Origin of the sequence: Starkeya sp. ORNL1 (assembly GCF_012971745.1) — a bacterium.
Taxonomy (GTDB): Bacteria; Pseudomonadota; Alphaproteobacteria; order Rhizobiales; family Xanthobacteraceae; genus Ancylobacter.
In genome coordinates this window covers 4,322,338-4,349,314 of sequence record NZ_CP048834.1, presented here as the reverse complement: position 1 = coordinate 4,349,314, position 26,977 = coordinate 4,322,338, and the positions used below count along the sequence as shown (strand labels likewise).

At 66.6% G+C, this 26,977-nt stretch carries 26 protein-coding genes; 14 read left to right on the top strand and 12 right to left on the bottom strand.

Features of this window, described 5'->3' with window-relative positions; translation table 11 throughout:
• Positions 1-27: 27 nt before the first annotated feature.
• On the bottom strand, positions 28-1,308 hold the full coding sequence (locus G3545_RS20665) for an amino acid ABC transporter substrate-binding protein (RefSeq protein WP_170015213.1): 1,281 nt from the start codon (positions 1,306-1,308) through the stop codon (positions 28-30).
• A gap of 270 nt (positions 1,309-1,578) precedes the next feature.
• Here G3545_RS20665 and G3545_RS20660 point away from each other — a divergent pair, with 270 nt between their 5' ends.
• Positions 1,579-2,310, top strand: a complete 732-nt coding sequence (locus G3545_RS20660; protein ID WP_170015211.1) for a TetR/AcrR family transcriptional regulator — start codon at positions 1,579-1,581, stop codon at positions 2,308-2,310.
• Between the two features lie 117 nt (positions 2,311-2,427).
• Entirely contained in the window at positions 2,428-2,913 is a 486-nt protein-coding gene (locus tag G3545_RS20655) for a cupin domain-containing protein (RefSeq protein WP_246702502.1), read from the top strand.
• Positions 2,914-3,071: 158 nt separating this feature from the next.
• On the opposite strand, the gene msrA is transcribed toward G3545_RS20655, so the two are convergent.
• Together msrA and msrB are read right to left on the bottom strand one after the other, a co-directional pair.
• Complete coding sequence (msrA, locus tag G3545_RS20650; protein WP_246702501.1) at positions 3,072-3,821, bottom strand: peptide-methionine (S)-S-oxide reductase MsrA; 750 nt, start codon at positions 3,819-3,821, stop codon at positions 3,072-3,074.
• Positions 3,822-3,868: 47 nt separating this feature from the next.
• Positions 3,869-4,348 carry a peptide-methionine (R)-S-oxide reductase MsrB gene (msrB, locus tag G3545_RS20645; protein ID WP_170015209.1) on the bottom strand — a complete coding sequence of 160 codons (480 nt, stop codon included), beginning with the start codon at positions 4,346-4,348 and terminating at the stop codon, positions 3,869-3,871.
• Positions 4,349-4,529: 181 nt separating this feature from the next.
• Here msrB and G3545_RS20640 point away from each other — a divergent pair, with 181 nt between their 5' ends.
• Entirely contained in the window at positions 4,530-5,465 is a 936-nt protein-coding gene (locus G3545_RS20640; RefSeq protein ID WP_170015207.1) for a GGDEF domain-containing protein, read from the top strand.
• Positions 5,466-5,484: 19 nt separating this feature from the next.
• Here the strand turns inward: G3545_RS20640 and G3545_RS20635 are convergent, their stop codons facing one another.
• Positions 5,485-6,894: an MATE family efflux transporter gene (locus G3545_RS20635; protein WP_246702500.1), complete on the bottom strand. Its 1,410-nt coding sequence runs from the start codon at positions 6,892-6,894 to the stop codon at positions 5,485-5,487.
• Positions 6,895-6,996: 102 nt separating this feature from the next.
• Between G3545_RS20635 and G3545_RS20630 the strand changes: the two genes are divergently transcribed.
• Positions 6,997-7,521: a MarR family winged helix-turn-helix transcriptional regulator gene (locus tag G3545_RS20630; RefSeq protein WP_170015205.1), complete on the top strand. Its 525-nt coding sequence runs from the start codon at positions 6,997-6,999 to the stop codon at positions 7,519-7,521.
• A 35-nt stretch (positions 7,522-7,556) separates the two neighbouring features.
• Here G3545_RS20630 and G3545_RS20625 read toward each other — a convergent pair whose 3' ends face one another.
• From G3545_RS20625 to G3545_RS20615, 3 genes are read right to left on the bottom strand one after another with little or no spacing between them, the layout of a single operon-like run.
• The gene (locus G3545_RS20625) at positions 7,557-8,327 is read right to left on the bottom strand and encodes a heme ABC transporter ATP-binding protein (protein WP_170015203.1); all 771 of its coding nucleotides are present in this window, start codon (positions 8,325-8,327) and stop codon (positions 7,557-7,559) included.
• Positions 8,328-8,331: 4 nt separating this feature from the next.
• Positions 8,332-9,420 carry an iron chelate uptake ABC transporter family permease subunit gene (locus G3545_RS20620; protein WP_246702499.1) on the bottom strand — a complete coding sequence of 363 codons (1,089 nt, stop codon included), beginning with the start codon at positions 9,418-9,420 and terminating at the stop codon, positions 8,332-8,334.
• The gene (locus G3545_RS20615) at positions 9,417-10,376 is read right to left on the bottom strand and encodes an ABC transporter substrate-binding protein (protein ID WP_170015201.1); all 960 of its coding nucleotides are present in this window, start codon (positions 10,374-10,376) and stop codon (positions 9,417-9,419) included. The genes G3545_RS20620 and G3545_RS20615 overlap by 4 nt, the downstream gene beginning before the upstream one ends.
• Positions 10,377-10,705: 329 nt before the next feature.
• Here G3545_RS20615 and G3545_RS20610 point away from each other — a divergent pair, with 329 nt between their 5' ends.
• From G3545_RS20610 to G3545_RS20565, 10 genes are all read left to right on the top strand, one after another.
• Positions 10,706-12,934 (top strand): TonB-dependent hemoglobin/transferrin/lactoferrin family receptor, encoded by a 2,229-nt coding sequence (locus G3545_RS20610; protein ID WP_170015199.1) that lies wholly within the window; start codon positions 10,706-10,708, stop codon positions 12,932-12,934.
• Between the two features lie 115 nt (positions 12,935-13,049).
• Positions 13,050-13,379, top strand: a complete 330-nt coding sequence (locus G3545_RS20605) for an antibiotic biosynthesis monooxygenase (RefSeq protein ID WP_170015197.1) — start codon at positions 13,050-13,052, stop codon at positions 13,377-13,379.
• Positions 13,380-13,517: 138 nt separating this feature from the next.
• Positions 13,518-14,453 (top strand): LysR family transcriptional regulator, encoded by a 936-nt coding sequence (locus G3545_RS20600; RefSeq protein WP_170015195.1) that lies wholly within the window; start codon positions 13,518-13,520, stop codon positions 14,451-14,453.
• A gap of 149 nt (positions 14,454-14,602) precedes the next feature.
• Complete coding sequence (locus G3545_RS20595) at positions 14,603-15,313, top strand: SDR family oxidoreductase (RefSeq protein WP_170015193.1); 711 nt, start codon at positions 14,603-14,605, stop codon at positions 15,311-15,313.
• Positions 15,314-15,324: 11 nt separating this feature from the next.
• On the top strand, positions 15,325-15,561 hold the full coding sequence (locus G3545_RS20590) for a 4-oxalocrotonate tautomerase family protein (protein ID WP_170015191.1): 237 nt from the start codon (positions 15,325-15,327) through the stop codon (positions 15,559-15,561).
• 85 nt (positions 15,562-15,646) lie between these two features.
• Complete coding sequence (locus tag G3545_RS20585; protein ID WP_170015189.1) at positions 15,647-16,822, top strand: aminotransferase class V-fold PLP-dependent enzyme; 1,176 nt, start codon at positions 15,647-15,649, stop codon at positions 16,820-16,822.
• A 146-nt stretch (positions 16,823-16,968) separates the two neighbouring features.
• Positions 16,969-17,991 carry a 2-keto-3-deoxygluconate permease gene (locus G3545_RS20580; protein ID WP_170015187.1) on the top strand — a complete coding sequence of 341 codons (1,023 nt, stop codon included), beginning with the start codon at positions 16,969-16,971 and terminating at the stop codon, positions 17,989-17,991.
• Between the two features lies 1 nt (position 17,992).
• Complete coding sequence (locus G3545_RS20575; protein ID WP_170015185.1) at positions 17,993-19,264, top strand: four-carbon acid sugar kinase family protein; 1,272 nt, start codon at positions 17,993-17,995, stop codon at positions 19,262-19,264.
• Positions 19,261-20,280 carry a 4-hydroxythreonine-4-phosphate dehydrogenase PdxA gene (pdxA, locus tag G3545_RS20570; protein ID WP_170015183.1) on the top strand — a complete coding sequence of 340 codons (1,020 nt, stop codon included), beginning with the start codon at positions 19,261-19,263 and terminating at the stop codon, positions 20,278-20,280. The genes G3545_RS20575 and pdxA overlap by 4 nt, the downstream gene beginning before the upstream one ends.
• A gap of 86 nt (positions 20,281-20,366) precedes the next feature.
• A complete protein-coding gene (locus G3545_RS20565; protein ID WP_170015181.1) occupies positions 20,367-21,125 on the top strand; it encodes a DeoR/GlpR family DNA-binding transcription regulator in 759 nt (252 codons plus the stop codon).
• 149 nt (positions 21,126-21,274) lie between these two features.
• Here the strand turns inward: G3545_RS20565 and G3545_RS20560 are convergent, their stop codons facing one another.
• From G3545_RS20560 to G3545_RS20540, 5 genes are all read right to left on the bottom strand, one after another.
• On the bottom strand, positions 21,275-23,029 hold the full coding sequence (locus G3545_RS20560) for an ABC transporter ATP-binding protein (protein WP_246702926.1): 1,755 nt from the start codon (positions 23,027-23,029) through the stop codon (positions 21,275-21,277).
• A gap of 469 nt (positions 23,030-23,498) precedes the next feature.
• Entirely contained in the window at positions 23,499-24,806 is a 1,308-nt protein-coding gene (locus G3545_RS20555; protein WP_170015177.1) for an MFS transporter, read from the bottom strand.
• Positions 24,806-25,573, bottom strand: coding sequence for a PRC-barrel domain-containing protein (locus G3545_RS20550; protein WP_246702498.1), 768 nt, complete (start codon positions 25,571-25,573; stop codon positions 24,806-24,808). The genes G3545_RS20555 and G3545_RS20550 overlap by 1 nt, the downstream gene beginning before the upstream one ends.
• Positions 25,574-25,782: 209 nt before the next feature.
• Positions 25,783-26,202, bottom strand: coding sequence for a TIGR03067 domain-containing protein (locus G3545_RS20545; RefSeq protein WP_170015175.1), 420 nt, complete (start codon positions 26,200-26,202; stop codon positions 25,783-25,785).
• Between the two features lie 142 nt (positions 26,203-26,344).
• Positions 26,345-26,971, bottom strand: coding sequence for a hypothetical protein (locus tag G3545_RS20540; protein ID WP_170015173.1), 627 nt, complete (start codon positions 26,969-26,971; stop codon positions 26,345-26,347).
• Between the last annotated feature and the right edge of the window lie 6 nt (positions 26,972-26,977).

Sequence of the window (26,977 nt, the reverse complement as noted above, 5' to 3'; positions counted from 1 at the left end):
CGATTTGAGTGAGACACTTGGCGCGCATCACGGAGCGGGCCTCGCCAGCGCGCCGAACGGATACTTCAGGTTCCCGGACTTGAACTTGTCCGGATAGATGATGACCTGTTTGCCGGCTTCCTTGAATTGCCCGAGGTCGTTGCCGACGATGCCCTGGTACTGCACCCAGAGGATGCGCGGCTCGGCCCATTCGCCGCGATCCTGGAACTTTATCTCGCCGCCAATGGTATTGAACGACGTCTGGTGGATGTAGTCCGCCAGCTTGGCGTCATCGAGCGACTTGGTCGCCTCCACTGCCTGGCCGAGGATCTGCAATTCGGCATAGGCGAGCGGCGCGATGTAGAAGCCGAGCGGATCGACGCCCTGCTTCTCCGCTTCCTTCCGGTAGCGCACCAGGAAATCCTCGACGCCGGGGAATTTCATGGTCGGCTCGGGGGCATAGAGGTCATAGGCGACCACGCCATTGAGCGCGGCGCCGAGCTGGCTCTTCAGGGCGGCGGATTGCAGGCCGATCATGCCGCCGCCGAACATCTTCACGTCGAGCCCGACCTCGCGCACCGCGCGGACCATGCCGGCGGAGTCCGGCGGATAGGACGCGACGAACACTACGTCGGGATTGCTCGCCTTGATCGCCCGCACCACCGAGGCGAACTCGATGGTGTTGGGTGGATAGGTGCGGTCATAGACCACCTTGAGGCCGGCCGCCTTGGCGTTGTCGCGCGCGCCGGCGGTGGCGATGGCGGGGAACTCGGCGTCGCCCCCGACGATGGCGATGGTCTTCGGCTTCGGATCCATCGACAGCGCCGCCTGGATGAAGCCCTTGGAGAATTCGGCCTGCGCGTCCGGGCCATTGGGCTGCATCTGGAAATAGCGGCCATACTTGAACTTGTCGTTCGCGGCGAGCCCGAAGAGGGTCATGAAGACCTTCTTCTTCTGCATCACGGTGGGCATGGCGGCGACGATCTGGTTGGTGGCATAGCCCGACACCACCAGGTCGACCTTGTCGACATCGATCAGCTTGGCATAGATGCCCGGCACGGTCGCCGGCGTGCTCTGGTCGTCATAATAGACCAGCTCGACCTTGCGCCCGAGCAGGCCGCCCTTGGCGTTCACATCCTCCGCCCAGAGCTGCATGGCGAGCAGCGCCGACTTGCCGAAGGCGGCGAGCCCGCCGGACAGCGCGATGCCCATGCCGATGCGGATCGGCGCAGCATTGGATTGCGCGAAGGCGGGAATGCTGGCGACCGCCAGCCCCGACGCCAGGGCGGCAACGGCCGCACGGCGGGTGATACCCTGATTGAACCCCATGACGTCTCCTCCGAGGCGATGGCCTTGTGGGCGGGTCGACGGGTTTGATGTCCCGTTCTCTCATCCGCGGCGGCGGCTTGGCGCCCGCTCGCCACGGTGTTCGGCTGGAATTGTGCACATCGAGCAGGCGGGCCATGCGGCCGGGAGTCGGCTGCTGGGCGCAGCGCTATTGAGCAGGAACGCATTACATATTGAGCCGATTGTCAATAGCGCCCGACGGGTCTACAGCATTGTGAGCCGACACCGCACGCGAGCGGCCGGAGGGAGCGGGTGAAGAAGCCGATCAAGACCGACGCAGACGCCGCTTCGCCGCGCAGGAAGGCCGGCGCGCCACCCGCGCCTGCGCCGCGCCGCAGGCCCCGCACGCGGCTCGACCCCGGCGTGCGCGCCCGCATGATCCTCGACGCCGCGGTGGAGTTCTTCGCCGAGCATGGCTTCGAGGCGCAGACCAAGGAACTAGCCCAGCGCATCGGGGTGTCGCAGGGTCTGATCTTCCGCTATTTCGGCACCAAGCAGAATCTGGTCGAGCAGGTCTATGAGAAGGTGTTCCTGCAGCGCTGGTCGCCGTCATGGGAAGCCGGGCTGAAGGACCGCAGCGTCCCCTTCCCCAAGCGCCTGGAGAATTTCTACCTGTCCTATTTTGATGCTGTGGACGAGTATCATTGGATACGCGTCTCGCTCTATGCCAGCCTCGCCGGCCACGACATCATCGCCCGCTACATCCAGACCCGTGTCAATGTCCTGCTGGAGATCATCGTGCGGGAGCTGCGCGTCTATCGCGGACTCGAGGATGACGTGATCGACCCGCTCGAATTCGAGTTGGCGTGGCACCTGCATTCCACCTTCATCTATTTCCTGGTGCGCAAATACATTCATCGCCTGCCGGTGATGGAGGACAAGCCGGCCCTGGTGGCGCGCATCGTCGCCAGCTTCCTGAATGAATTCCAGCCGCCAGCATCTTCGCCCGGCAAGACAGGCCGCCGACGGATGTCCGTCGGCTAGGTCGCGTCGCTATTTCCCCGAGCGGACGCACGGGTGGTTGTCCGGCATTCGCGCAGTGGTCATTCTCGGCGACGCGATGCGGCCATCGGCTCGCGCGGCGCTTATCAGGAGATGCGCATGGTGAAGCCAGTCATGAACCTGGACGAGGTCGAGTTCGACGACGTCGAGGAGAACGGCATCTATACGTCGAGCCGGGCGACGATCAGCGACCATATCGGCGCGAGAAACCTTGGATACAATTTGACCGTCCTGCCGCCGGGCAAGGTTCAGTGCCCGTTCCACTGCCACCATGGCGAAGAGGAAATGTTCTTCATCCTCGAGGGCGAGGGCGAACTCCGCTTCGGCGACAAGCGCTTTCCGCTGCGCCGGCACGACATCATTGCCTGCCCGCCCGGCGGCCCGGAGGTCGCGCACCAGATCATCAACACCGGTACCACGACGATGCGCTACCTCGCACTGTCGACGCTGGTCGAGGTCGAGGCATGCGAATACCCGGATTCCGGCAAGGTGCTGATTGTCGCCGGCAAACGAGGGAAGCCGACACTCCGGAAAATGGTGCGCGCCGAGAACACGGTCGATTACTACGACCGCGAGAACACGTGAAACCCGGCCAAATGGCCGGATTTCCGTGCCCGGGAATCGACGACCTAGAGCTCTTTCCGTTCGGATGGAAACCTCCGAACGATAAGAAAGCGCTTGAGATTCAATAGGCTGGAGCACTCCCTCTTCGACCAGATGATTCCATCTGATCGGGAAATGCTCTAGTTCGAGGCGCGCGCTTCCGCCACCAGTGCCGGCTTGACGCGGTAGAGATCCGGGAACAGCCGCTTCAGGTTCGCCACCTTCGGCAGGTCATTGAAGACGATGTAGGGGTAGGTCGGGTTCTGCACCAGGAAATCCTGATGGTAGTCCTCGGCCGGATAGAAGCTGCGGTCCATCTCGATCCTGGTGACGATGGCCGCCGGAAACACCCGCGCTTGACCCAGCTGGGCGACATAGGCCTTGGCGACGCTGGCCTGCTCCGCGCTCACCGGGAAGATGGCGGAACGATATTGCGTGCCGACATCCGGGCCCTGCCGGTTCAGCTCGGTCGGGTCGTGCGCCACCGAGAAATAGATCTGCAGGATGCGCCCATAGCTGATCTTGCGCGGATCGAAGGTGACCTGCACCGATTCCGCATGGCCGGTGCGCCCGCTGCCCACCGTCTCGTAGTGCGCCGTGGATTTCTCGCCGCCGGCATAGCCGGAGACGGCATTGCTGACGCCCTCGACATGCTGGAACACGCCCTGCACGCCCCAAAAGCAGCCGCCGGCAAGCACCGCGACTTCGGATCCCGCTGGCGGCGCGGCTTCGTCGACGGCGGGCGCCGGGATGACCCGCGCATCTTCGGCCGACGCGCGCGTGGCGGCAAGACCGAGGCCGGCCACCGCCAGCAGCGCGCCAAGTGCAAGGACGAAGCGGCGCGGCTTTGCGGCGCCGGTGCGGATCGGATCAGGCATCGCTTCGGTCATGGTCAGCTCCGAGGGGATCGAGGAAACGGATTCGATGGTGCGCGCGCTCACGCCGTCACCGGCTTGAAGGTCATGGCGACGCCATTCATGCAGTAGCGCAAGCCGGTCGGCTTCGGGCCGTCGTCGAACAGATGCCCGAGATGGCCGCCGCAGCGGCTGCAATGCACCGCGGTGCGTACCATGCCGTAGGTGGTGTCGCTCTCGGTGCCCACCGCCTTGTCGATTGGCGCCCAGAAGCTCGGCCAGCCGGTCTGGCTGTCGAACTTGGTGGTGGAGGAGAACAGCGGCTGGTCGCAACCGGCGCAGGCAAAGTCGCCGCGACGATGCTCGTCGTTCAGCGGGCTGCTATAGGGCCGCTCGGTGCCGCTCCTGCGCAGCACCGTATATTGCTGCGGCGTCAGCCGCTTGCGCCATTCCTCATCGCTGTAGGCGACGGGGAAAGCCCCGGCAGCAAGCGCACGCCACGACGAGGACATGGCCGCGAGCCCGAGCGCTCCACCGATCAGCAGCCGGCGTCTTGCAATCATGACGAAACCCCTCCGCGCCGGCGACGCCGGCATATTGGGATGTACGTTGTATTTTGGCGGGAATTACCGACCTCACGGCTAGTTTACCCAGGCGCAGCTCCGAAGCCCGGCCGAGATGCGTGAAGGCGGATGCGCTGCCATGTGTCATTCGCGCCGTCGTCAAGCCGTGTATATTTCTCCCATGCACAACGTGACCGATCATTTGCGCGCAATGTATGAGGACACTCCGGTTCTCGTTGCCGCCTATGATCCGTTCGATCGCCTGCGCTATGCCAATCGCGCGTTCCGCGGCGCCTTCTTCATCGAGCCCGCGGAAGAGCCGTTCTGGCCCGAGCTGATGCGGCGCAATTTCCACGCCGGCCGCGGCACCGTGATCCGCGCACCGGATTTCGAGGAATGGCTGGTCTCCACGCTGTCTCGTCGCGGGAAGGCCGGCTTCCGCGCGTTCGAGACCGACCTTGCCGACGGCCGCTGGCTATGGATGACGGAGACGGTCGATGCCGAGGGCTGGATGCTGTGCATCGCCAGCGACATCACCTCGCTGCGCGCCGAGGACCGCGCGGTCCGGCAGGATCGCGACTTCGCCATCAAGGCCGCCCAGACCGACGATCTCACCGGCATCGCCAACCGGCGCTATGTCACGACGCGGATCGAGGACATGCTCGGCCAGGCTGCTGCTGATGGCAGCACAGCGGGCAGCGTCGCCGTGCTCGATCTCGACAATTTCAAGTACATCAATGACCGCTATGGCCACCATGTCGGCGACGTGGTGCTGCGGGATTTCGCGCGGCGGATCCAGGCGCAGGTGCGGCGCACCGATTGCTTCGGCCGGGTCGGTGGCGAGGAGTTCATCCTGGTGCTTCCCGGCACCTCGGCCGCCCAGGCGGCGCTGCTGATCGAGCGCATGCTCACCGTGATCCGGCGCTCGCGGCCGCTGAGCGACCGGCCGGAATTCGGCTACACCTTCTCCGCCGGCGTCTCGGAGACCCTGCCCGATGATAGCGTCGCCAGCCTCTACACGCGGGCGGACAAGGCGCTCTATGCCGCCAAGCTCGCCGGCCGCAATCAGCTGGTGACCGACAGTCCCGCCAGCGAGCCGACCCCGCGCCAGGCGTGAGGGCGGCGAATCTCCTCGCCTAGCGCCGGAACCAGCTGCCGCGCGCCACGGGAATCGCGATGGTCAGGCCATACGCCGCGAGGCCAATTCCATAGACGGCAAAGAAGCTCTCCAACGAGCCGGTGAGCTGGAGCACGATCCAGCCGCCGCCGAGCACCGTCATAACGCGGAGCAATCCTCCGAGCAGTGGCCAGCCGAGGCGGCCGGCGCCCTGGCAGGCGAAGTACAGCGTGATGCCGAGGCCGAAGAAGCCGAAGAACGGACCGACGGTGCGCAGATAGGCGGTGCCGGTGGCGAGCACCTCGGGATCGGTCTCGAACAATCGCAGCCAGGCCTCGGGCCAGATGGCGGCGGCGATGCCGATCGCCTCGGTGAGCGCGAAGGCCAGCGCACCACCGATCAGCGCGATGCGCAGCGCCCGCCGGCCTTGCCCGGCGCCGATATTGGTGCCGACGAGGGCGACCAACGGCGCGCCGAGGCCGAAGCCGAGCGGCGGCAGCAAATATTCGAGGCGAGTGCCGGTGCCGAGGCCGGCGACGCTCGCCGCATTGGAATGGGCGGCGACCAGCGCCATCGCCCCGGCAATGGTGATGTTGATCTGCAGCGTGTTGACCGCACCGACCGCGCCGACGGCGAGGATCTCCCGCGCCGGTGCCCAGCGCAGCCGCACCACGCGGAATCGTGCGAGGTTGCGCCCGCTGGCGACATACCAGCCGAGCACCAGCGTGCCGAGCGCGTAGTAGATCAGCAGCGCGATGCCGCCGCCGGCGATCCCCATTGCCGGGATCGGGCCGAAGCCGAAGATCAGGCAGGGCGACAGCGGGATCAGCAGCACCAGGCCGCCGCAGATCACCACGCCCGGCACCAGCATATTGCCGGTGCCGCGGATGATGCTGGCCAGCGCGCTGAAGATCCAGATCAGCAGCATGCCGGAGAAGATGATGCCGGAATAGGTCAGTGCCGCCTCGAGCGAGGCGCCCTCCCCGCCGAGCAGCCGGTAGAGCGGACGCCCGGCAAAGAGGATCACCAGCATAAAGAACAGGCCGAAGACGGCGCAGATGACGATGGAGTGGAACACGAAGGCATCGGCCTTGTCGCGCTGCCCGGCACCGAGCGCGCGGGCGATGGCCGAGGAGATGCCGCCGCCCATGGCGCCTTGCGACATGTTCTGCATCAGGATCAGCACCGGTGTGACCAGCGCCATGGCAGTGAGCGCCTCGACGCCGAGATGCGCCACGTACCAGAGCTCGACCAGGCCGGTGGCGGAGTGCGCCATCATCACCAGGATATTGGGCCAGGCCAGCCGCAGCAGCACGACGAGCGGCGGCGCTTCGAGCAGCATACGGGTCCGCGCATCCATCCGCGGCGCCGAGGCCGGCGGCGCGGGCGCCTCGTCGCTGCCTTCGAAATCAGTGAGTGTGGCTTCCATCGATGCCGACCATATCCCGCAGCGGAAATTACTGGCATATGCACATTTATGTCGTTTAGGTGCATATGCTAATGTCGTCAAGCAACCAGGGGGAAACGCCGAATGGCGCACGTTCAAAACTCCGAGCAGCTGCGTGCAGCTCTCAATGAGAAGGCAGCGACGCTCGACTGGCTGCCGCCCGCCAATGCCTGCAGCGCCACGGCACTACGCAAGGCGACGCGGCGGATTTCGCAGCTGTTCGACGACGTGCTCGCGCCGACCGGGTTACGATCGACGCAGCGTTCGATCCTGGCTCACATCGCCCGCGCGGGTTCACCGACCATGGGCGAACTGGCCGCCTTGTTGGTGCTGGACCGGTCCGCTCTCGCTCATAATCTGAAGCCGCTGGAGCGCGACGGCTTGGTCGCGACGCGGCCGGACGCGACGGACCGGCGCAGCCGCCGGGTCGCCCTGACCGCGGCCGGCATGGCGAAGCTCAAAAGCTCGATGCCGCTCTGGGTGGAGGCTCAAGCACGCTTCGAGCGCGCCTTCGGCGCCGGCCGCGCCGAGGAGCTTCGCGGCGTCCTGGCGGATGTTGCCGCGCTGGCGTTCGATGAGGAGACCGGCAAGGACAAGGCCCGCGGATAGTCGGCAGCGGTGCTGGCAGGCGGCCGAACCCGCGCTCAGGGGCGAGCCGCGTCCCCCACACCCTGCGGCAGCAGGAATGGCGTGCCGGGCGTCCAGTTGGCCCGGGATCGCACGCCGTAAATATGCTCGATCGCCTCGTCGGTCATGATCTCGGCCGGCGTGCCCGCCGCGGCGACGCGACCGTGGCGCAGCGCCACGATGCGGTCCGCGGCCATGGCGGCGAGATTGAGATCGTGGAGGATGGCAAGCACGCCCAGGCCCTCGCCGGCGAGCGTGCGCATCAGCCGGATGACCATGAGCTGATGGGCGAGATCGAGGCTCGCCGTCGGCTCGTCCAGCAGGAGATAGCCGGGCGGCTCGCCATTCTCCAGCTGCAGCAGCACGCGCGCCAGCTGCACCCGCTGCATCTCGCCGCCGGAGAGCCGATCATACGGATGATCGTGGAAGGCGAGCATATCGACCCGCGCCAGCACCCGCCGCACCTTGAGCTCGACCTGGTGCCCGGAAGCACCGATACCCACCACTTCGGCGACGCTGAACGGGAAGGCGACATGTACGCTTTGCGGCAGCACCGCGCGCATCGCCGCAAGCTGGCGCGGGGCCAGCTCCCGCAACATCCGGCCATTGATCGTCACGTTGCCTTCGCGGGGCCGGATCTCGCCGGCCAGCACCTTCAGCAAGGTGGATTTGCCCGCGCCGTTCGGCCCGACCAGCACCGTCACGCTGCCCGGCACGACGGTCACATCCGCGGCCTCCAGCAGCGTCTTGCCGCCCGCCCGCACCCCGATGGCTGTTGCGGTGTACATCACATCACCCGAACAGCGCGGCGCGCCGCCGCAGCAGCAGGCCGATGAAGAACGGGGCGCCGAGCGCCGCGGTGACGACGCCGAGCGGCAGCTCCGCCGGGCTCGCCAGCGTGCGCGCAGCGACATCGGCCAGCAGCAGCAGCGCGCCGCCCAGCAGCATGGAAGCAGGCAGCAGCTTGCGGTGGCCGGAGCCGATCATCAGGCGCAGCAGATGCGGCACCACGAGGCCGACAAAGCCGACCACACCCGCCACCGCTACCGCGGCCCCCGCTCCCGCCGCCACCGCTGCGATCGCCAGGCGCTTGGTGCGCTCGACATCGATGCCGACATGGAAGGCTTCGGCCTCGCCGAGCGCCAGCGCATCGAGCGCACGCGCCAGCGGCCAGCAGGCGGCCATCAGGAACAGGACGAAGGGCGTCGCCGCCACCACCTTGGCCCAGGTGGCGCCACCGAGGCTGCCGAAGGTCCAGAAGGTAAAGTCGCGCAGTTGCTGGTCCGAGGACATGAACACCATCACCCCGGTGCCGGCGCCGGCCAGCGCGCTCACCGCAATGCCGGCGAACAGCATGGTCGCCACCGAGGTGCGGCCCTTGTGGGTGGCGATGGCATGCAGCAGCCCGGTCGCCAGCAAGGCGCCGAGAAACGCCATGATCGGCAGGCCGAAAGTGTTGACGACATGTGGCAGGTACGCCGCCGCGCTCGCCCCGAGCACGATCCACATCACCGCGGCGAGCGCGGCGCCGTTGGAGATGCCGACCAGCGCGGGATCGGCCAGCGGATTGCGGAAGATGCCCTGCATCACCGCGCCGGCGCTGGCGATGGCGCCGCCGACCAGGAAGCCGAGCACGCTGCGCGGCAGGCGCACATCGAGCACGATGATCGCCTCCCGGGTCGCCCGCACCACCGTCGGGCCGGAGAGCCCATGCCACAGCACTTCCAGCACCCGCTGGAACGGGATCACCACCGGGCCGACCGACAGCGAGACGATGAAGGCCAGCACGGCGAGCAGTGCGCACGCCGGCAGGCCGGCCCGGCCGAGTGCGACATGGCGGGCCGTCGCCATGCCGTCACCGCTGCTGATTTCCGCGCTCATTGGCCGGGCTTCGTCTCGGTCGACGACTTTGCCTCGCTTTGCGTCCAGGGACGCTCCGGCAAGGATGGCAGCGCCAGTTCCGGATAGATGGCGGCGGCAAGATCGCGCGCCGCCTGGGGGGTGCGCGGCCCGAAGGCCAACGCATAGCCGCCGTCGATCCGGTAGATGTGGCGCTTGGCGGCGGCCGGCGTTCCGGCGAAGGCCGGCAGAGCGATGACCGCGTCGTCGCTCAGATTATGGCTGCGATCCTTCATCAGCACGATGGCGTCGGGCTCGGCGGCCAGCATGGCCTCGTCGACTGCGGGCTTGAACCCGCTCATGCCGGCCATGGCGTTGTCGATGCCACCGAGGGCGAGGATGGCGTCGGCGCTGGTGTGGGTGCCGCCGACCACCGGCGCATTGGCGGAGGCGGAGAGCACGAAGACCGCCTTGCGATGCTGCACGATCTTGGCGCGAATGGCGGCGAGCGCCTCGAAATCCTGGCTGACCGCCGCAGCCACCTGCGCACCGGCTTCCGGCACGCTGAGCACGTCGGCGACGAAGCGGATATTTGCCACCAGCTGGGCAGGATCGCGCGCCTCGGGAAATGTCACGAACGGCACCGAGGCGCTGCGCAGCACATTGACCGCATCCGGCGGGCCGGCCCCCTCGGTGGCGATGATGATGCTCGGGCTCACCGACAGCACGCCTTCCGGCGAAAGGGCGCGGATGTAGCCGACATTGGGCTTGGTCGCGAGCGCGGAGGACGGAAAGGTGCTGCTGATATCGACCGCGGCCACCCGATCGCCGAGGCCGAGCGCATAGACGATCTCGGTCGCGGCACCGCCGATGGTCACGATCCGGCTGGTGTCGGCGACATGGATGGTGCGGCCGACGGCATCGGTCACGTCATGGGCGGGAGGCGATTGCGCCAGAGCGGCGAATTGGTTTCCGCAAAGGATAGACAGCGCCAACATCGCAGCCACGCCGCCTGTTCGCATCCGATCCATCACACCATATCTCCATTGCGCCCCGGCCCCCTCCTAGGGCGGAGCAGAAAGATTGTCGATCAGAAATTCCAGATTGGAATTACTATAATTCGCGAATCAAGACTCATTCCAAAGTAGCTAACTCGCATACTTTTAATAATTCTATTTTTCTGCCGTATATTTGACACAAGATTTACTGTCGCATACTTCTCAGAATGCGAACGGCACATGGGGATGCGCCGTCGTGGACCGTGAGGCCTGGCGAGAGATCCGCCGCCTTGCGGCTGCCGGCTGTCTCTCGTGGCTTGGGGAAAATCATGGCTTCGAACAATATTCGCGCAGCGCGAACCGTGCGGCGCGCACTGCCCCTCGTCTCGGGAGTCTCGCTCATCTCGCTGCTCGCCGCCTTGCCGGCGTCGGCCCAGCAGGCCGCCACCCAGCCGGCACCCGCCGCAGCGTACGAGACCGGCGAATATATCGAGCTCGATCCGATCACCGTGGTCGCCACGCGCACCGAGCAGAGCTGGATCGATACGCTGGCCGGCGTCAGCGTGGTACGTCCAGAGCAGCTCGAGCAGATGATGCCGGTGCGCACCGAGGATCTGTTCCGCGGCATGCCGGGCGTCACCGCCATCCAGAACGGCAATACCAGCCAGACCTCGATCAATATTCGCGGCCTGCAGGATTTCGGCCGTGTCGCGGTGATCATCGACGGCGCCCGGCAGAACTTCACCCAGCTCGGCCACGCCAATGCCGCCGGCTCGTTCTTCGTCGAGCCCGGCCTGATCGCCGATGTCGACGTGGTGCGCGGGCCGGTCTCGAACATTTACGGCTCGGGTGCGATCGGCGGCGTGGTCACCATGCGCACCAAGGACGCCGACGACATTATCGCCCGCGGCCAGACCTGGGGCGTGGAGACCGACGGCGAATTCGGCAGCAACGGTCCGATGGGGTACGGCTCGGTGCTGGGCGCAGCGCAGATCGGCGAGAATGTCGATCTGTTCGGCGGCGGCACCTTCCGCAAGCAGGACGAATACAAGGACGGCAACGGCGATACCGTCAACAATACCGGCTACGAGACCTGGACTGGTATCGCCAAGGCGACCTTCCGCCCGGCCGATTTCCACGAGATCAAGCTTACTGGCTTGAATTATGAGAGCCAGTACACCACCAGCAATGAAGACAGCGCCACCACGACGCAATACAACACCGATGTGGCCAATCGCACGGTGACGGCGAGCTGGAACTACTCGAACCCCGACGACAATCTCTTCGATTTCCGCAGCACGGTCTATTGGAACCAGGTCGAGCAGAACCAGGTGAAGGTGGCTGGCAGCAACAACGCGATCACCGGCAATATCGGCGATCCGCGCACCTTCACCATCGATACGGTGGGCTTCGACGCCTACAACACCTCGCGCTTCGAGTGGGGCGCGGTGCAGAACGCCGTCACCTATGGCGGCGACTATTTCCACGACGACGTCGACAATGTCGATAATTACGGCTTCGGCGACGGCTACAACCCGTCGGGCGAGCGCGGCGTCGGCGGCGCCTTCGTGCAGTGGAGCGCGAAATACGCCAACTGGCTCGAGTTGATCACCGCGCTGCGCTACGACACCTATTCGCTCGACGGCGACGGCGTCTCCGCCGATGGCGACCACCTCTCGCCGAAGATCACGCTCGGCATCACCCCGTGGTCCTGGCTCACCGTCTACGGCACCTATGCCGAGGGCTATCGCGCCCCGGCGGTGACCGAGACGCTGGTTGCCGGCGACCATCCGGCCTTCTTCCCGGGCGGGGCCCCGCCCTTCGAATTCGTGCCGAACCCCAATCTCAAGCCCGAGATCGGCGAGAACAAGGAACTTGGCGTCAACATCAAGTATGATGGGCTGTTCACCGCCGGCGACAAGCTGCGGGTGAAGGCCAACATCTACCAGAACGATGTCGAGGACTATATCGAGCTGGTCACCTACGGCCCGCCGCGGTGCATCGTGCCGAATCCGAGCCCGGTCGGCCCGCCCTGCTTCGCCTATAATGACTACTCGCTCGCCCAGTACCAGAACGTCGAGGAAGCGCGGCTGCGCGGCTTCGAGTTCGAAGGCACCTATGATGCGAGGAAGTGGTTCTTCAGCCTCGCCGGGCAGATCACCGAAGGCGAAGTCACCGCCGGTCCGGACGAAGGCCAGCCGCTCTCGACCATTCCGCCGGATCAGCTGACTGCCACCCTCGGCGCCCGCTTCCTCGACGAGAAGCTCACCGTTGCCGTGCGCTGGACCGCGGTCGCAGCGAAGACGGCGGCCGACCTGCCGGACGATTCGGTCTACGAGCCGACCGACAGCTTCAACCTGGTCAGCATCTATGCCGGCTACCAGCCCTCGCCCAACACGCTGTGGCGGCTCTCGGTCGAGAACCTGCTCGACGAGCAATACACCCAGTACCAGAACTTCCTGCCGAGCGCCGGACTGACGGTGAAGGGCGGGCTGACCATCCGCTTCGGTGGCGGGCAGGTCGCGTCCGCCGCCACGCCTGCCCTCATCACGAAGTGAACCGCTGGAGCATGCTCCGCAAAAATCGGAACATGCTCCACTTGTTGAATACAGAGCCTATTCGCCCGGGTGCTTCCATCCGAGCGGATAGGACCCCAGAGTTGGAGTGAGATCGATGTTCCTGGCCATGAACCGCTTCAAGGTGAAGCACGGCTCCGAGACCGAGTTCGAACGCGTCTGGCGCGAGCGCGACACGCACCTCGCCACTGTCCCCGGCTTCGTCAGCTTCGCGCTGCTGCGCGGCGCCGAGCGCGAGGACCATACGCTCTACTCGTCCCACACCATCTGGGCTTCGCGCGCCGATTTCGAGGCCTGGACCCATTCGGAAGCCTTCCGCTCCGCCCATCGCAATGCCGGCGGCAACAAGCCGCTCTATCACGGCCATCCCGAGGTCGAGCTGTTCGAATCAGTGCTGGAGCTGAACGCGCTGGGAGAGGCTGCGTAGCCTGCCCGCCCCACGGAACCGGGCCGGCTGATATTCATCCCGGCGGCGCCGTGCCTGATTGGATTGCGATCCTGTACCCTAGCTTGACGACAGCGGGTTCGACGTTGGGCCTCCGTTGCAAGACCTGGGGCAATGGGCATGGATCGCATCGAAGCGATGAGGGTGTTTGTCGCTGCCCTCGATGAGGGCAGCCTCGCCGCTGCGGGGCGAAAGCTCGGTCGCTCTCCGGCCGCCGTCAGCCGAGCCATCGCTTTTCTGGAGCATCACGTCGGCACCGAGCTCCTTCACCGCACGACGCGGGCGATCAAGCTCAGCGAGGCCGGCGCGCGGTATGCCGCTGCGTGCCGCCGCGTCCTGATCGACCTCGAAGAGGCCGACCTGAGCGCGGCCGGCGAGCGCACCGCCCCGCGCGGGACACTGACGGTGACCGCCCCGCCGATCAGCGGCGAAGAGATATTGCGCCCGATCATCGACGCCTATCTCGACGTCTATCCGGCCGTCTCGGTGAATCTCATCCTGCTCGACCGCAACGCCAATCTGGTCGACGAGGGCATCGATATCGCCCTGCGCGTCGCCGAGCTCCAGGATTCCTCGATGGTCGCGGTCAGGGTCGGCGGCGACGTAAAGCGGGTCATCGTCGCCTCGCCGCGATACCTCGCCGGACATCCTCGCATCGACGAGCCCGCTGACCTCGTCAAGCACCACATCATCAGCACGACCCATTTCGGACGGGATGCCTGGGTCTTTCCGCCCGTGCCGGGCAGCACGATCGCGCGCTCGATCCACTTCACGCCCCGGCTGGTGGTCAACAGCGTCCGGGCCGCGCTCGCATCGGCCGTGGACGGCCACGGCGTGACGCGTCTCTACACCTACCACGTGGCGGAGCGGGTGCTGGATGGCTCGTTGAAGATCGTGCTCCGTGACGCCGAGCCCTCGCCCATGCCGGTTCATCTGATCACGCCGCAAGGGCGGACCTCGGTGCCGAAGGTCCGCGCTTTCATCGACTTTGCGGCTCCGCGCCTGCGCGCCGAGTTTGCGCGCCTCTCCGCCGGGGCCGGCGCGCTGAAGCGCTGATTGCGCGGGACTGTTCCACAAATCGGAAGGCTGACTTCCAGACGACGACTATTAATCCGATTTCCGAAAGACCTCATGTTGTCACGCATCGGCCTTACCGGGCCGCCGGCGGCAATTCCGCCAGCCGGAAGCCACCATTGAGGCTAGCCATGAGCAATCAGCAGAAGGTCGCCATCATAACCGGGGCATCGCAGGGTATCGGCGCCGCCCTGGTCAAGGCATATCGCGACCGCAATTTCCGTGTCGTCGCAACGTCGCGTTCGATCAAGCAGGGCGGCGACCCCGATGTCCTCGCCGTCCCCGGCGATATCAGCGATCCGACGACCGCCGAACGCGTCGTCAAGGAGGCGCTTGCGCGCTTCGGGCGGATCGACACGCTGGTCAACAATGCCGGTATCTTCATCGCCAAGCCGTTCATCGAATACACCGCCGAGGACTTCGCCGCGAAGATCGCGACCAACCTCGCCGGCTTCTTCCACATTACGCAGCGCGTCGCGGCCGAGATGCTGGGCCGGGGCTCCGGCCACATCGTCAGCATCACTACGAGCCTGACCGATCATGCGATCGCCGGAGTGCCGACAGTGCTGGCCAATCTCACCAAGGGCGGCATCAACTCGGCCACCAAGGCGCTCGCCATCGAATATGCCGCGAGGGGGATTCGGGTGAACGCCGTTTCGCCCGGCATCATCAAGACCCCGATGCACGCGCCCGAGACTCATGAGTTCCTCGCCGGGCTCCATCCGGTCAAGCGCCTCGGCGACATCCGCGACGTCGTGGAAGCGGTACTCTACCTTGAGACCGCCGGCTTCGTGACCGGCGAGATCCTTCATGTCGACGGCGGCCAAAGCGCCGGTCATTAAGGGAGGCCACAATGCCCATCGTCACCATCCAGGTCACTCGCGAAGGAACCGGCGACGGCCGCACGTCCGTCACGTCGGAGGAAAAGGCCGCGCTCATTGCGGGGGTCAGCCAGTTGCTGCTCGACGTGCTCCACAAGCCGCTCGAGGCCACCTTCGTCGTCATCGAGGAGGTCGAGACCGAAAACTGGGGCTGGGGCGGCTTGCCGGTCCAGGAATTCCGCAAGCGACGCGCCGCCGGCGGCAGCTAGCCGGGGCCGGGGGCGGGCGACTTCCGGGGCCACGCATTGTCGTGTTACCCGGGATGCCCGGATAGGCTTCCCGCGAAGGACGACCATGGCGCTCGACCTCGACCGGCTCAGGGCGGAGACGCCCGGCGTCGCCCACCGTATCCATCTCAATAATGCCGGCGCCAGCCTGATGCCGGCGCCGGTGCTGGAGACCATGATCGCGCACCTGCGGCGCGAGGCCGAGATCGGCGGCTACGAGGCCGCGGCGGAGGCATCGGAGCGGATCGACAGCATCTATGACCAGGTCGCACGGCTGATCGGCGCATCGCGGGACGAGATCGCGCTCACGCCCAACGCGACCGTCGCCTGGCAGATGGCGTTCTACGCGTTGAGCTTCCGCGAGGGCGACCGCATCCTGACCACGCGGGCGGAGTATGGCGCCAATTTCGTCGCCTATCTCCAGGTCGCCAGGCGAACCGGCGCGGTGATCGAGATCATTCCGGACGACGCCTCCGGCGCGCTCGATCCCGACGCCCTGGAGCGCATGATCGACGGCCGCGTGCGGCTCATCTCCATCACCTGGATCCCCACCAATGGCGGCCTGGTCAATCCGGCGGCCGAAGTCGGGCGCATCGCCAAGGCGCACGGCATTGCCTATCTGCTCGACGCCTGTCAGGCGGTCGGACAGATGCCGGTGGATGTCGAGGCCATTGGCTGCGACATCCTCTCCGCACCCGGCCGCAAATTCCTGCGCGGTCCGCGCGGCACCGGCTTCCTCTATGTCCGGCGCGAGCTGATGATGCGGCTGGAGCCGCCGATGATCGATCACGACGGCGCCCATTGGGCAGCCCCCGATCGTTACGAGCTGAGGCCCGACGCCCGACGCTTCGAGAGCTGGGAGAACAACTACGCGGCGCGCCTCGGTCTTGGCGCCGCCATCGACTATGCGCTGGCGATCGGGCTCGCGGAGATCGAAACCCGTTCCCGCGCACTGGCGAGCCAATTGCGGGACCTGCTTGCCGAGATCCCGGGCGTGAAGCTGTACGATCTCGGCCGGGATCCCGCGGCCATCGTGTCGTTTTCCGTGGCGAGGCATGACGCAAGCGCAGTGAAGCGCCACGCCGCCGAGCACGGCATCAATGTCAGCACGTCCAGCCCGTCGAGTACGCTGCTCGACGCGACGGCGCGCAACCTGCCCACGCTGGTGCGTGCCTCGCCGCACTACTTCAACACGCGGGAGGACATCGAGGCCCTGGCGCGGGGGGTTCGCACGCTGGGTTGAAGCAGCGCCGCCGCCGAGCGGTTTGCGCAATTTGCGCAACACGGTTGAGTTTATGCGCAGCCTGCGCAATTAATGATCTGCTAAGCCCGCGGAAAGAGCGGGCTCTCAACAAAAACTGCGCGCACCGCGCAGATGTGGAGGCGATTATGCAGATTCCGATCAAGCGAGCCATCGAACGCGTCCCCGGCGGCATGATGGTGGTGCCGCTGCTCATAGGCGCCGTGATCGCCACCTTCTTTCCCGGTACGCCCAAATTCTTCGGCTCGTTCACCGGCGCGCTGTTCTCCGGCGCCCTGACCATCCTGGCGGTGTTCTATGTCTGCATGGGCGCCAGCATCAGCTTCAAGGCGACGCCGTACATATTGAAGAAGGGCGGCACGCTGCTCGCCGTGAAGGTCGGCATCGCCATCATCCTCGGCATCGTGTTCGGGCGCTTCCTGGGCGAGGCGCCGGTGACGGCCGGCATGTTTGCCGGCCTGTCGACGCTCGCCATCGTCGCGGCGATGAACGACACCAATGGCGGCCTCTACATGGCGCTGATGGGCCAATATGGCCGTCCGCGCGATGTCGGCGCCTATACGATCATGTCGCTGGAATCCGGTCCGTTCCTCACCATGATCACGCTCGGCGTGGCCGGGCTCTCGGCCTTCCCGTGGCAGACGCTGGTCGGCTCCATCCTGCCGCTGATGGTGGGCATGCTGCTCGGCAATCTCGACCGCGAGATGCGCGATTTCCTGAGCCGGGCAATCCCGGTGATGATCCCGTTCTTCGCCTTCGCGCTCGGCACCGGCCTCGATCTCACCAAGGTCTGGCAGGCCGGCCTGCTCGGCCTCGGGCTCGGCGTCGCCGTCGTGATGGTGACCGGCATCCCGCTGTTCTTCGCCGACCGGGCGACGGGCGGAACGGGCGTTGCCGGCGTCGCCGCGGCTTCGACCGCGGGCAATGCGGCCGCCGTGCCGGCGATCATCGCCGCTGCCAATCCCGCCTACGCGGAAGCCGCGCCGCCGGCCACCGTGCTGGTCGCGGCCTGCGTGGTGGTGACCGCGATCCTGGTGCCGCTCGTCACCGCCTGGACCGCCAGGGCCTTCGGCCAACCGGCGGAACCGACTGACGAAACCGCCGCGGCCGAGGTGTCCCCGTCCCCGGTCGCAACCCCCGCCGGGCACTGACATGAGCACGCGCTGGCTCATCCTCGCCGACGACCTGACCGGTGCGGCGGACTGCGCCATCGCCTTCGCACGACGCGGCCTTGCCTCGGCGGTAAGCTGGGGCGAGCGCCTCGATGCGGCGGCGTGGCCCGAGGTCTTCTCCTATGATGCGAACAGCCGCGGCATGACCGCCGGGCGGGCTGCGCTCACCCATGGCGCCGCACTCGAACAACTGTTCGGCGAGGGCCGCGTGCTGTTCAAGAAGATCGACTCGACGCTGCGCGGCCAGCCGGCGGCCGAGACGGCGGCAACCCTCGCCTTCCTGAAAGTGCGCTCGGGCAGGGCCTTCGGCATTTTCGCCCCAGCCTTCCCGACCACCGGCCGCACCACCGTCGACGGCCACATCCACGTTAATGGGCGGCCACTCGAGGAGGCCGAAGTCTGGCAGCGCGACCACAGCTATCCCAGCGCTGACCTTCTCGAGGTGCTGGCGAGTGCGGACATCGCGACCGAACATGTGCCGCTCGCGGTGATCCGCGCTGGCGGCGACGCCTTGCGGGCAGCGCTGAATGTGATCGCGGCGCGAGGCGAGATCGTCGCGGTCTGCGACGCCGAGACCGATGACGATCTGCACCGCATAGCCGAGGCGAGCCTGCCGGTGTCCGCGGGCACCTTCTTCATCGGCAGCGCTGGCCTTGCCCATGCGCTGGCCGCGAGTATGCCGGGCGAGGCAATGGAGCCTCCGCGCTTCGCCCCCTCGACCCAGGGTGCGCTGATGGTGGTCGGCTCGCTCGCAGTGGCGTCGCGGACCGGCGCCCGCAAGCTGGTTGCGGGCGGCGGTATCGTCCATGTGCCGGTCGAGCCGGCCACATTGCTCGGGGCGCCGGAAGGCCGCGTCGCGCTGGGCCGACAGGTCGTCCATCTGCTCGACGCCGGCGAGGATGTGCTCGTCGAGATCCTGATGAATGAGGAACCCGACATGTCGCTGGGCCCGCAGCTCGTCGAGGGCCTTGCCGAGGCGCTGAAGCCGGCCGCCTCGCGGATGAGCGCCTTCGCCGCCACCGGCGGCGAGACCGCCTCCGCCTTGCTTTCCAGCTTCGGCGTCAACGGCATCCGCCTGATCGACGAGATCGAGCCCGGCGTCGCGCTGGGCCTGACGCTCGGCGGGCTCGAAATCCCGGTCGTGACCAAGGCCGGCGCCTTCGGCGACGAGGACAGCCTCAGTCGCATCGCCGGCCGGCTCCGCGCCATCCGCAGCAAAGGCACGATTCTCAAGGAAGGAATCCCGGCATGAGCGGCTCCGTTACGGGCCTCCCCACCATCGCGATCACCATGGGCGATCCCGCCGGGATCGGGCCCGAGGTCATCATGAAGGCCCTAGCGCATGGCGAGGTCCTCGCGATCTGCCAGCCACTGGTGATCGGCGACGCCGCCCGCTTGCGGCAGGCCGGCCGGATCGTCGGCAGCGACCTTGCGGTCGAAGCGCTGGACAGCGCCGCCGATGCGCACTTTCCTTCCAGGGCCGTGCAATGCGTCGACCTGAAGCTGGTGCCGCCGGACCTGCCGTTCGGCAAGGTGTCGGCGATCGCCGGCGAGGCGGCCTATCGCTACATCGAGAAGGCGGTCGAGGTCATCAAGGCCGGCTTCGCGGACGCGATCTGCACCGCCCCGATCAGCAAGGAGGCGCTGCACGCCGCCGGCCACAAATATCCCGGCCACACCGAGCTGCTGGCATTCCTGACCGGAACGCCAGAAGTCTCGATGATGCTGGTCTCCCCGAAGCTGCGGGTGATCCATGTCACCACGCATATCGGTCTGATCGATGCCATCGCCAAGATCGAGCCCGGCCTGGTCGAGCGGGTGATCACCCGCGGCCACGACGTGCTGGTGAAGGCGGGGATTGCCAATCCGAAGATCGGCGTCTGCGCCATCAATCCGCATGCCGGCGAGAACGGCCTGTTCGGCCATGGCGAGGAAGCGGCGAAGATCACGCCCGCCATCGAGGCCTGCCAGGCCAAGGGCTGGGACGTGCGCGGGCCGCTGCCCGCCGACACTTTGTTCTATCTCGCCGGACGCGGCGACTTCGACATGGTGGTGGCGATGTACCACGATCAGGGCCACGGCCCGATCAAGGTGCTTGGGCTCGAGGCCGGCGTGAACATCACCGTCGGCCTGCCGGTGATCCGCACCTCGGTCGATCACGGCACCGCCTTCGACATTGCCGGCACCGGCGTCGCCGATGAGCGCAGCCTGATCGAGGCGTTGCGTCAGGCCGTGGGGCTTGCACCCAAACGCGTCCAGATTCATTGAGCCAAAGCATGTTCTGATCGCAAAAGTCTCCAACTTTTGCGGAACATGCGCTAATCGTTCGGGCCCCACCCCTGCAAGGCCCTGATATGCGCAGCAAGGAGCGCCGCTCCCTCCTCCTCGACGCGCTGCAGACCGGCGAGGTCGACGTCGTGGACCTCGCCGAGCGCTTCGGCGTGTCGGCCTCGACGGTGCGACGCGATTTGCAGCGCCTCTCCGGGGAGAACGCGGTCCAGCGCACTTATGGCGGGGCGATCCTCACCACCCACGGCCGGGAGGCGACGCTCGGCGAGCGGCAGGCGGTGCAGGGCGCCGAGAAGCGCGCCATTGCGCTGGCCGCATTGGCCTCCATCGAGGATGGCGAGACGCTGATCCTCGACGCCGGCTCGACCGTCATGGCGCTGGGCATGCTGCTCCGGGGCCGAAAGCTCAGCATCGTCACCAACAATGTCGCGCTGCTGCCGTTCCTGGCAGGCGAGCCGGGCATCGACGTCACCGTGCTGGGCGGCGGCTTGCGGGCCAACAGCATGGGCACGGTCGGCCCGCTCGCCATTGACGCGCTGCGTCGCATCACCGCCGACCGGGTGTTCATGAGCGCCGACGGCGTCGTCGCCGGCCGCGGGCTGTGCGAAGCCAGCCTCGACCAGGTGGCGCTCAAGAGCCTGATGATGGAGCAGGCCCGCGAAGTCGTGGTGCTGGCGGACACGACCAAGCTTGGGCGTTCGGAACAATCGGCCTGGGCGCCGCTGCCGCCCCGCTGGCATCTCGTCACCGACGCACCGGCAACCAGCCGTCAGGTCGCCGCCCTCATCGCGGCCGGCGCGCAGGTCACCACCACCAAGGTGTGATCGTCAGGAATATTCCCGACCTTACCGACAGGCTTCTGGAGCATTTCCCAATCAGATGGAATCATCTGATCGAAGAGGAGTTGCTCCAGTCGATTGAATCTAGAGCACTCATGTGTCGTTCGGATGGTTCCATCCGAACGGAAAGGGCTCTAAGGGTGCGCCATTCCCGCGCCCATCTCCTCGCACAGCCGGGTCGCCTCGTGGCTGACCAGCGTGTGATACATGCCGGCGCTCTTCAGCACGACCTGGGGCGGCCCGTCCTCCGCCAGCTTGCCGTCGCGCAGCATGACGACGCGGTCGAAGTCCCGGATCGTCGACAGCCGGTGGGCGACCGCGATGACGGTGCGTCCGGTGAAGAGCTGGCTAAGGGCTTCGCGGATCGCATCTTCCGCCTCGCTGTCGAGTGCGGACGTCGCCTCGTCCAGTATCAGCAGCGGCGCATCCTTGAGAAAGGCACGAGCGATGGCGATACGCTGGCGCTGGCCGCCGGAAAGCTTGACGCCACGGTCGCCGACCACGGTATTCATGCCATGTGGCAGGTTCTTGATGAAGGGTTCGCAGCGTGCCGCCTTCGCCGCCTCCCAGACCTCGGCATCCGTCGCATCGGGCCGGCCATAGCGGATATTTTCCAGCAACGTGCGGTTCAGCAGTGCCGTGTCCTGTGGCACCACGGCGATGGCATGACGCAGGCTCTCCTCGGTGGCCCGCGCAATGTCGTGGCCGTCGATGAGGATGCGCCCGCTCTTCACATGGTAGAAGCGCTGCAGCAGCGCGATCAGGGTCGACTTGCCGCCGCCCGACGGACCCACCAGGCCGACGCGCTGGCCGGGCTCGATCTCCAGGTCAAAATGATCGAACACCTGCTTGCCGTCGCGATAGCCGAACGAGATGTTCTCGAAGCGGATGCGCGCGCCGTTGGGCACCAAGGCGGACGCCTGCGGATGGTCCTCGAGCTCGTGCGGAGAAAGCAGCGTCGCCAGCGCTTCGGACAGACGCGCCATGTGCTGGGTGACATCGACCAGCGCCACCGCGAGGTCGCGCGTGGCGCTCAGCACCGAGAGACCGAGAGTGCAAACCAGCACCACGTCGCCGGTCGTTGCCCGGCCGGCCTGCCACAGGCTGATCGCCCAGGCGAGCAGCGCCAATGTCATGACCACGACGACGAGGGCGTGGATGAGGCGCAGCTTCTCCAGATAGAGCAGGCTGCGCCGGCGCGCCGTCATCTCCTCGGTCACCGTCGAATCGAAGCGGGAGTGCTCGCGGGCGATGCCGCCGAACGCCCGCACCAGTGCCATGTTGCCGATAACGTCGACCATCTGGCCATCGACCGCCGCGGCCTTGTCGGCGAATGCGTGATGCAGGGGCCGACCCGCGGCGGCGATCCTGAACATCACTAGCATGACGGCGGCCGCGACCACGACGAGCACGCCCGCCATCTCGCCGCTGACCATGGTCAGGAAGGCTATGGCGCCAATGGTGGCGACCAGCGGCGGCAGCACATTCCAGACGAACATGTTCTCGATCTGGAACACGGCGTTCGAGGTCGCGGTAATGCGGCTGGTCAGCACCCCGGGCAAGCGGTCGGCAAAATAGTCCGGCGAGTGGCCGGTGAGGTGCCGAAACAGGTCGGAGCGCAGATCGCCGGTGACGCCGACGAAGGTCGAGCTCGCCCGCCAGCTGGCAACCCGCCACAGCAGATTGTCGGCCGAGACGAGGGAGACGAGCAGGACGAAGGCGATCCAGGGATGGGTCGCCTGCCCACTGCCGACGGCAGCCGGCCCGGCGGACAAGGTGTCCACCAGGAATTTCACGCCGTATTGCGTGCTCACCGAGCACGCCACCGCGCCAAGCACCGCGACCAGGATCACCGTATGGGCGATCGGCCTCCGGCGCAGATAGCGCAGCAGGAATGCGATGGGCCTGTCGGCGTAGTGGCAGAGATCGTCGGCGCGGGTGGAGGTGGGCTGCCGGTTCACCAGCGGCGTTGCCGGCGTGGCGCGGGGAATGCCGGCGGGAAGCACCCAGCCGATGTCTGCATTGCGCTCCAAGACGAGTTCTCCGATGGGCTGATCGAGAGGACGGTCAGGGACGGTACCGGGCGCTTCTTTGCTCGGTGCCGCGATTTTAACTGCGAACCTGGCGATTCGTTGCATCGCAGATGATCAACCGAATGCGCGCGGCCGGCGGCGAAATCATGTATTTCCAATGGCGCGTGGTGAGGTATTCAGGTCAGCGTTAATAAAATCAAGGGCTTGGCGCTGGCGGCGTGCCGGATTGCCGCGGTCCATACTCCGGCCCGCGCGAATGATTTCATCCTAGAGACGAGAAAATGCTGCGCAAGCTGCAGTCGAAATAACCTTTTTACTCCAAAAGTCATTCAACTTTTGCTGAGAATGCTTTGGTTTCCGGCATGGCCAGCGTGACGAGCAGTAGCCCGATCGCTGCCAGCACCGCGAGCGTGGCGAAGGCGCTATAGCTGCCGAAGGAGTCGGCGACATAGCCGGCGAGCGTGGTGCTGATGGAAGCGCCGATGCCCATGGCGCAGCCGACGGCCCCTTGCGCGAGATTGAAATGCCCGCTGCCCCGGGTGAGATCGGCAATGGTGAGCGGCACCAGCACGCCCAACGCCGCCGCGGAGGCGCCGTCGAGGATCTGCACCAGCACCAGCAATTGCGGATCCCCGACCAGCGCGAACAGCAGGCCGCGCATCGCGAGCGCGGCGAAGCCGATGATGAGCAGTGGCCGCCGTCCCCAGCGCGACGCGAAGTGGCCGACGAAGGGCGAGAGCACCGTCACCGTGAATTGCGGCACCACGATCGCCGCGGCGACGATGATGGTGGCGGACTGTGACGAGCGCAGCGTGAGCATGCTCGCCGCCAGCGGCAGCATCGCCGCATTCGCGAGATGGAACATCACCACGCAGGCGGCAAAGATGACGAGCGTCCGGTTGCGGGCGAGTTCGATGAGCCCGGCGGCCGGGAAACCGGTCCGGCCTGGCGCCGTGGTGGGCCGCCGGATGGTCGCGAGGTCGATCTCCGCAGGCCGGATCCGCAGCACGCAGATGATCGCCGGTATCACCAAGGCGGCCGCCAGCAGGAACACCGCATGGTTCGACAGATAATAGCCGGTCGCACCCATCACTGCGGCGGCGATGCCGGTGCCTGCCGAGGCGAAGGCGGCATTGCGCCCCAGCCGCTCGCTGATGCCGCGCTCGCCGACCAGAGCGAGGCTGAGCGAAACCAGAGCCAGGCCGAGCACCAGGCTCGCCGCCGCATGAAGGATACGGGAGGCGAGTACCACCGGGAAGATCGGCCAGAGCGCGAAGGCAACGGCGCTGAGGCCGATGATGACCAGGGAGATCGCCGCCGCCATGCGCAGCGAGCGGATGCGATCGACCAGCGCACCCATCGGGATCTGGCCGATCAGGCTGACCAGGCCGCTGATGGTCAGGACCAGCCCGATGTCGACCTGCGTCCATTTCTGCGATGTGAGATACACGGCGACGAACGCACCGAACCCGGTCTGCACGTCGGCGACGAAGAACACGAACCAGTCGAGGCTGCGACGGCTGCGCGCGGAGACCGGGTGGGCGCGGCCGTCGCCCGCCCCGCCGAGGTTCTCGGCTTGAAACCGATGACGCTCTGTGCCCCCTGTCGCCCGCTCCACCGCGTCCGTCGTCATTACGGATTCGGTACTGGAACCGGGGTCGCCGGCGCGGGTGGCGAGGTGGAGGGCGAAGTCGGCGGCGAAGTCGATGGCATCGCGGCGGGCGTTGCCGGCGGGGGCGGCGCGGTGGTCGTGCCAGCCGTGGGCGCGGCTGCCGCCGTCGCGGTGGGGGGCGCCGGCATCGCGTCGGCACGGCCGACGACGACGACCGGCTCGCCGGGCTTGTAGATCGGCGCCACCCGCAACTGGTCACGCGAGAGTTCGGCGACGACGCGATCCATATTCTCCTTGGCGAAATGCAGCACCCGCCAGTCCACCGCGATCTGACGGCTGCCCACCCCAAGGAACCCACCGAAATCGATGATCGCGGCACGGGTTGTCCCGGCGCGGTCGACGATGACATCGACGATGCGCCCCATATCCTCGCCGTCCGCGCTCTCCACCGGCTTGCCGAGCAGCGTGTCGGCGGTATCGCCATCGATGACCACCGCCGGCGTGCCCATGGTCTTCTGCGCCTTGGCCGCATCGGGCGCGTTCGCTTGCGCCGGCGCGGCCGGCTGCGGTGCAGGAGGTGGCTGGGTCGTGGTGACCGGTTGCTGTGCCGTGGGCGTCGCAGGAGCCGCCGGCTGCGCTGGAACTGTGGGCGATTGGGCGTGCGCCATGTCACAGACGGGCAGAGCGAGAATGCCGCCGGCCCACATGATCAGGGCGAGCCGCGAGATCATGGCGAGCCGCGAGATCAGGGCGAGCCGCAAGCGAGGCGTTGGGATGAAGGCGCTCATTTCTGGTTCCCCTGCCCGGAAAAGCTCATGACCCGCGTCGAAGTTCCCGCGCGCCGGCCTCCTGAGCCACCACGCGGGACACGCGAGATCGTTCCCCCGCGAGGGGAACTAGGGCGCGGGGGAAGGGAAGCAATACCGTGAGGTATGCGCTGTCCGGGCACGGCCCGCCTGCCGGGCGGGCATCGCCAGGCCAGTCCGGCTAGCGTCGTTCAGGGCTTCGCGCGCTTGAACGTGATGAGGACATAGCCCGATCCGCTCTTGGCCTCGAACGCGGGTGGCCGGGCTTTCTTCGGGTCCGGAGCGTTGTCGACGATCGTCAACGTGTCGCCGTCCAGCGCGTAGATTCCCTTCCACGCCTGCCCTTTTGCGGTGCCTTCGGTATTCTCGAAGTCGATGGCCGCGGGCTTCACGTTCGCATCCATGCGGACCGATCCAGCATAGACGAGCTTGCCGTCCCTGGACTGGATGTGGAAGCGGTTGCCGGTGAAAGCGAGTCGATGTCCGACAACGTCCTCGGCCGCCTTGCCGTCGCGCTCCGCCTTTGTCGCCGTCCAGTTGCCTTGCAGGTTCGTCTCGGCCGACGCGGCCGGCTGCCCATAAAAAAGAACAAGCGAGACACTGAAGATCAACCCGCATATCGCGGAGATTAACCTGTGCATACTACGCCTCCCTGGTGGGGTATAAGTGTTCTTCTATGAGCGCAGGATACTTTTTCTGTTCCGAGGAGGGAAGGCGATTGAGAGACCGGGCTCGCCCCCTACTCGACGACCATCACAAAATGAGGATTAGACCAGTGGCTGCCAGCGTCGCCACCCAGATCAGATCGAGATTGATCCATCCACGACGCAGAAACGCCAGGCCCAGCCATTCATAGACCAGACCCGCTATTGCGGCTGTCACGACAAGCATCGCGCCGGTATGCACGGCCACGGCCGCAAGAGAAATCGGCAAGGATCCCGCCGCCATCAGGTCCTGCGCCGGGGAGGCCGAGAGGCATAGCGGGATGATGACCGGGACCAGCATCAGGCCAGCGCCATGGCCGGTCGCCATCATGAACGACCACAGCCCAAGTCCGACCATGCCGGTCTGCATGCCGACCCGCACCCGGTGGCGATGGCCGTAAAGCGCGTAATAGCAGGCCCAGCCCAGGAGCACGATTCCGGCAGCCGGATCAAGAAAGCGTCGATCCAGAACGGTTCCGAGCATCACGACCGCGGCGACGACGACGGCGATCGAAATCGCGTGTCCCACAGCGATCGGGATGAGTGACAGCCACACCACCCGCCGGCTGCGCCGGTTGAACCCGAGCGCGACCGCGAACAACCAGCCCATGGCAGGGTTGATGCCATGGAATGCGCCAAGGCCGGCGAGCACGAGCCAGGGCGATATATCCGTCATCGGCCG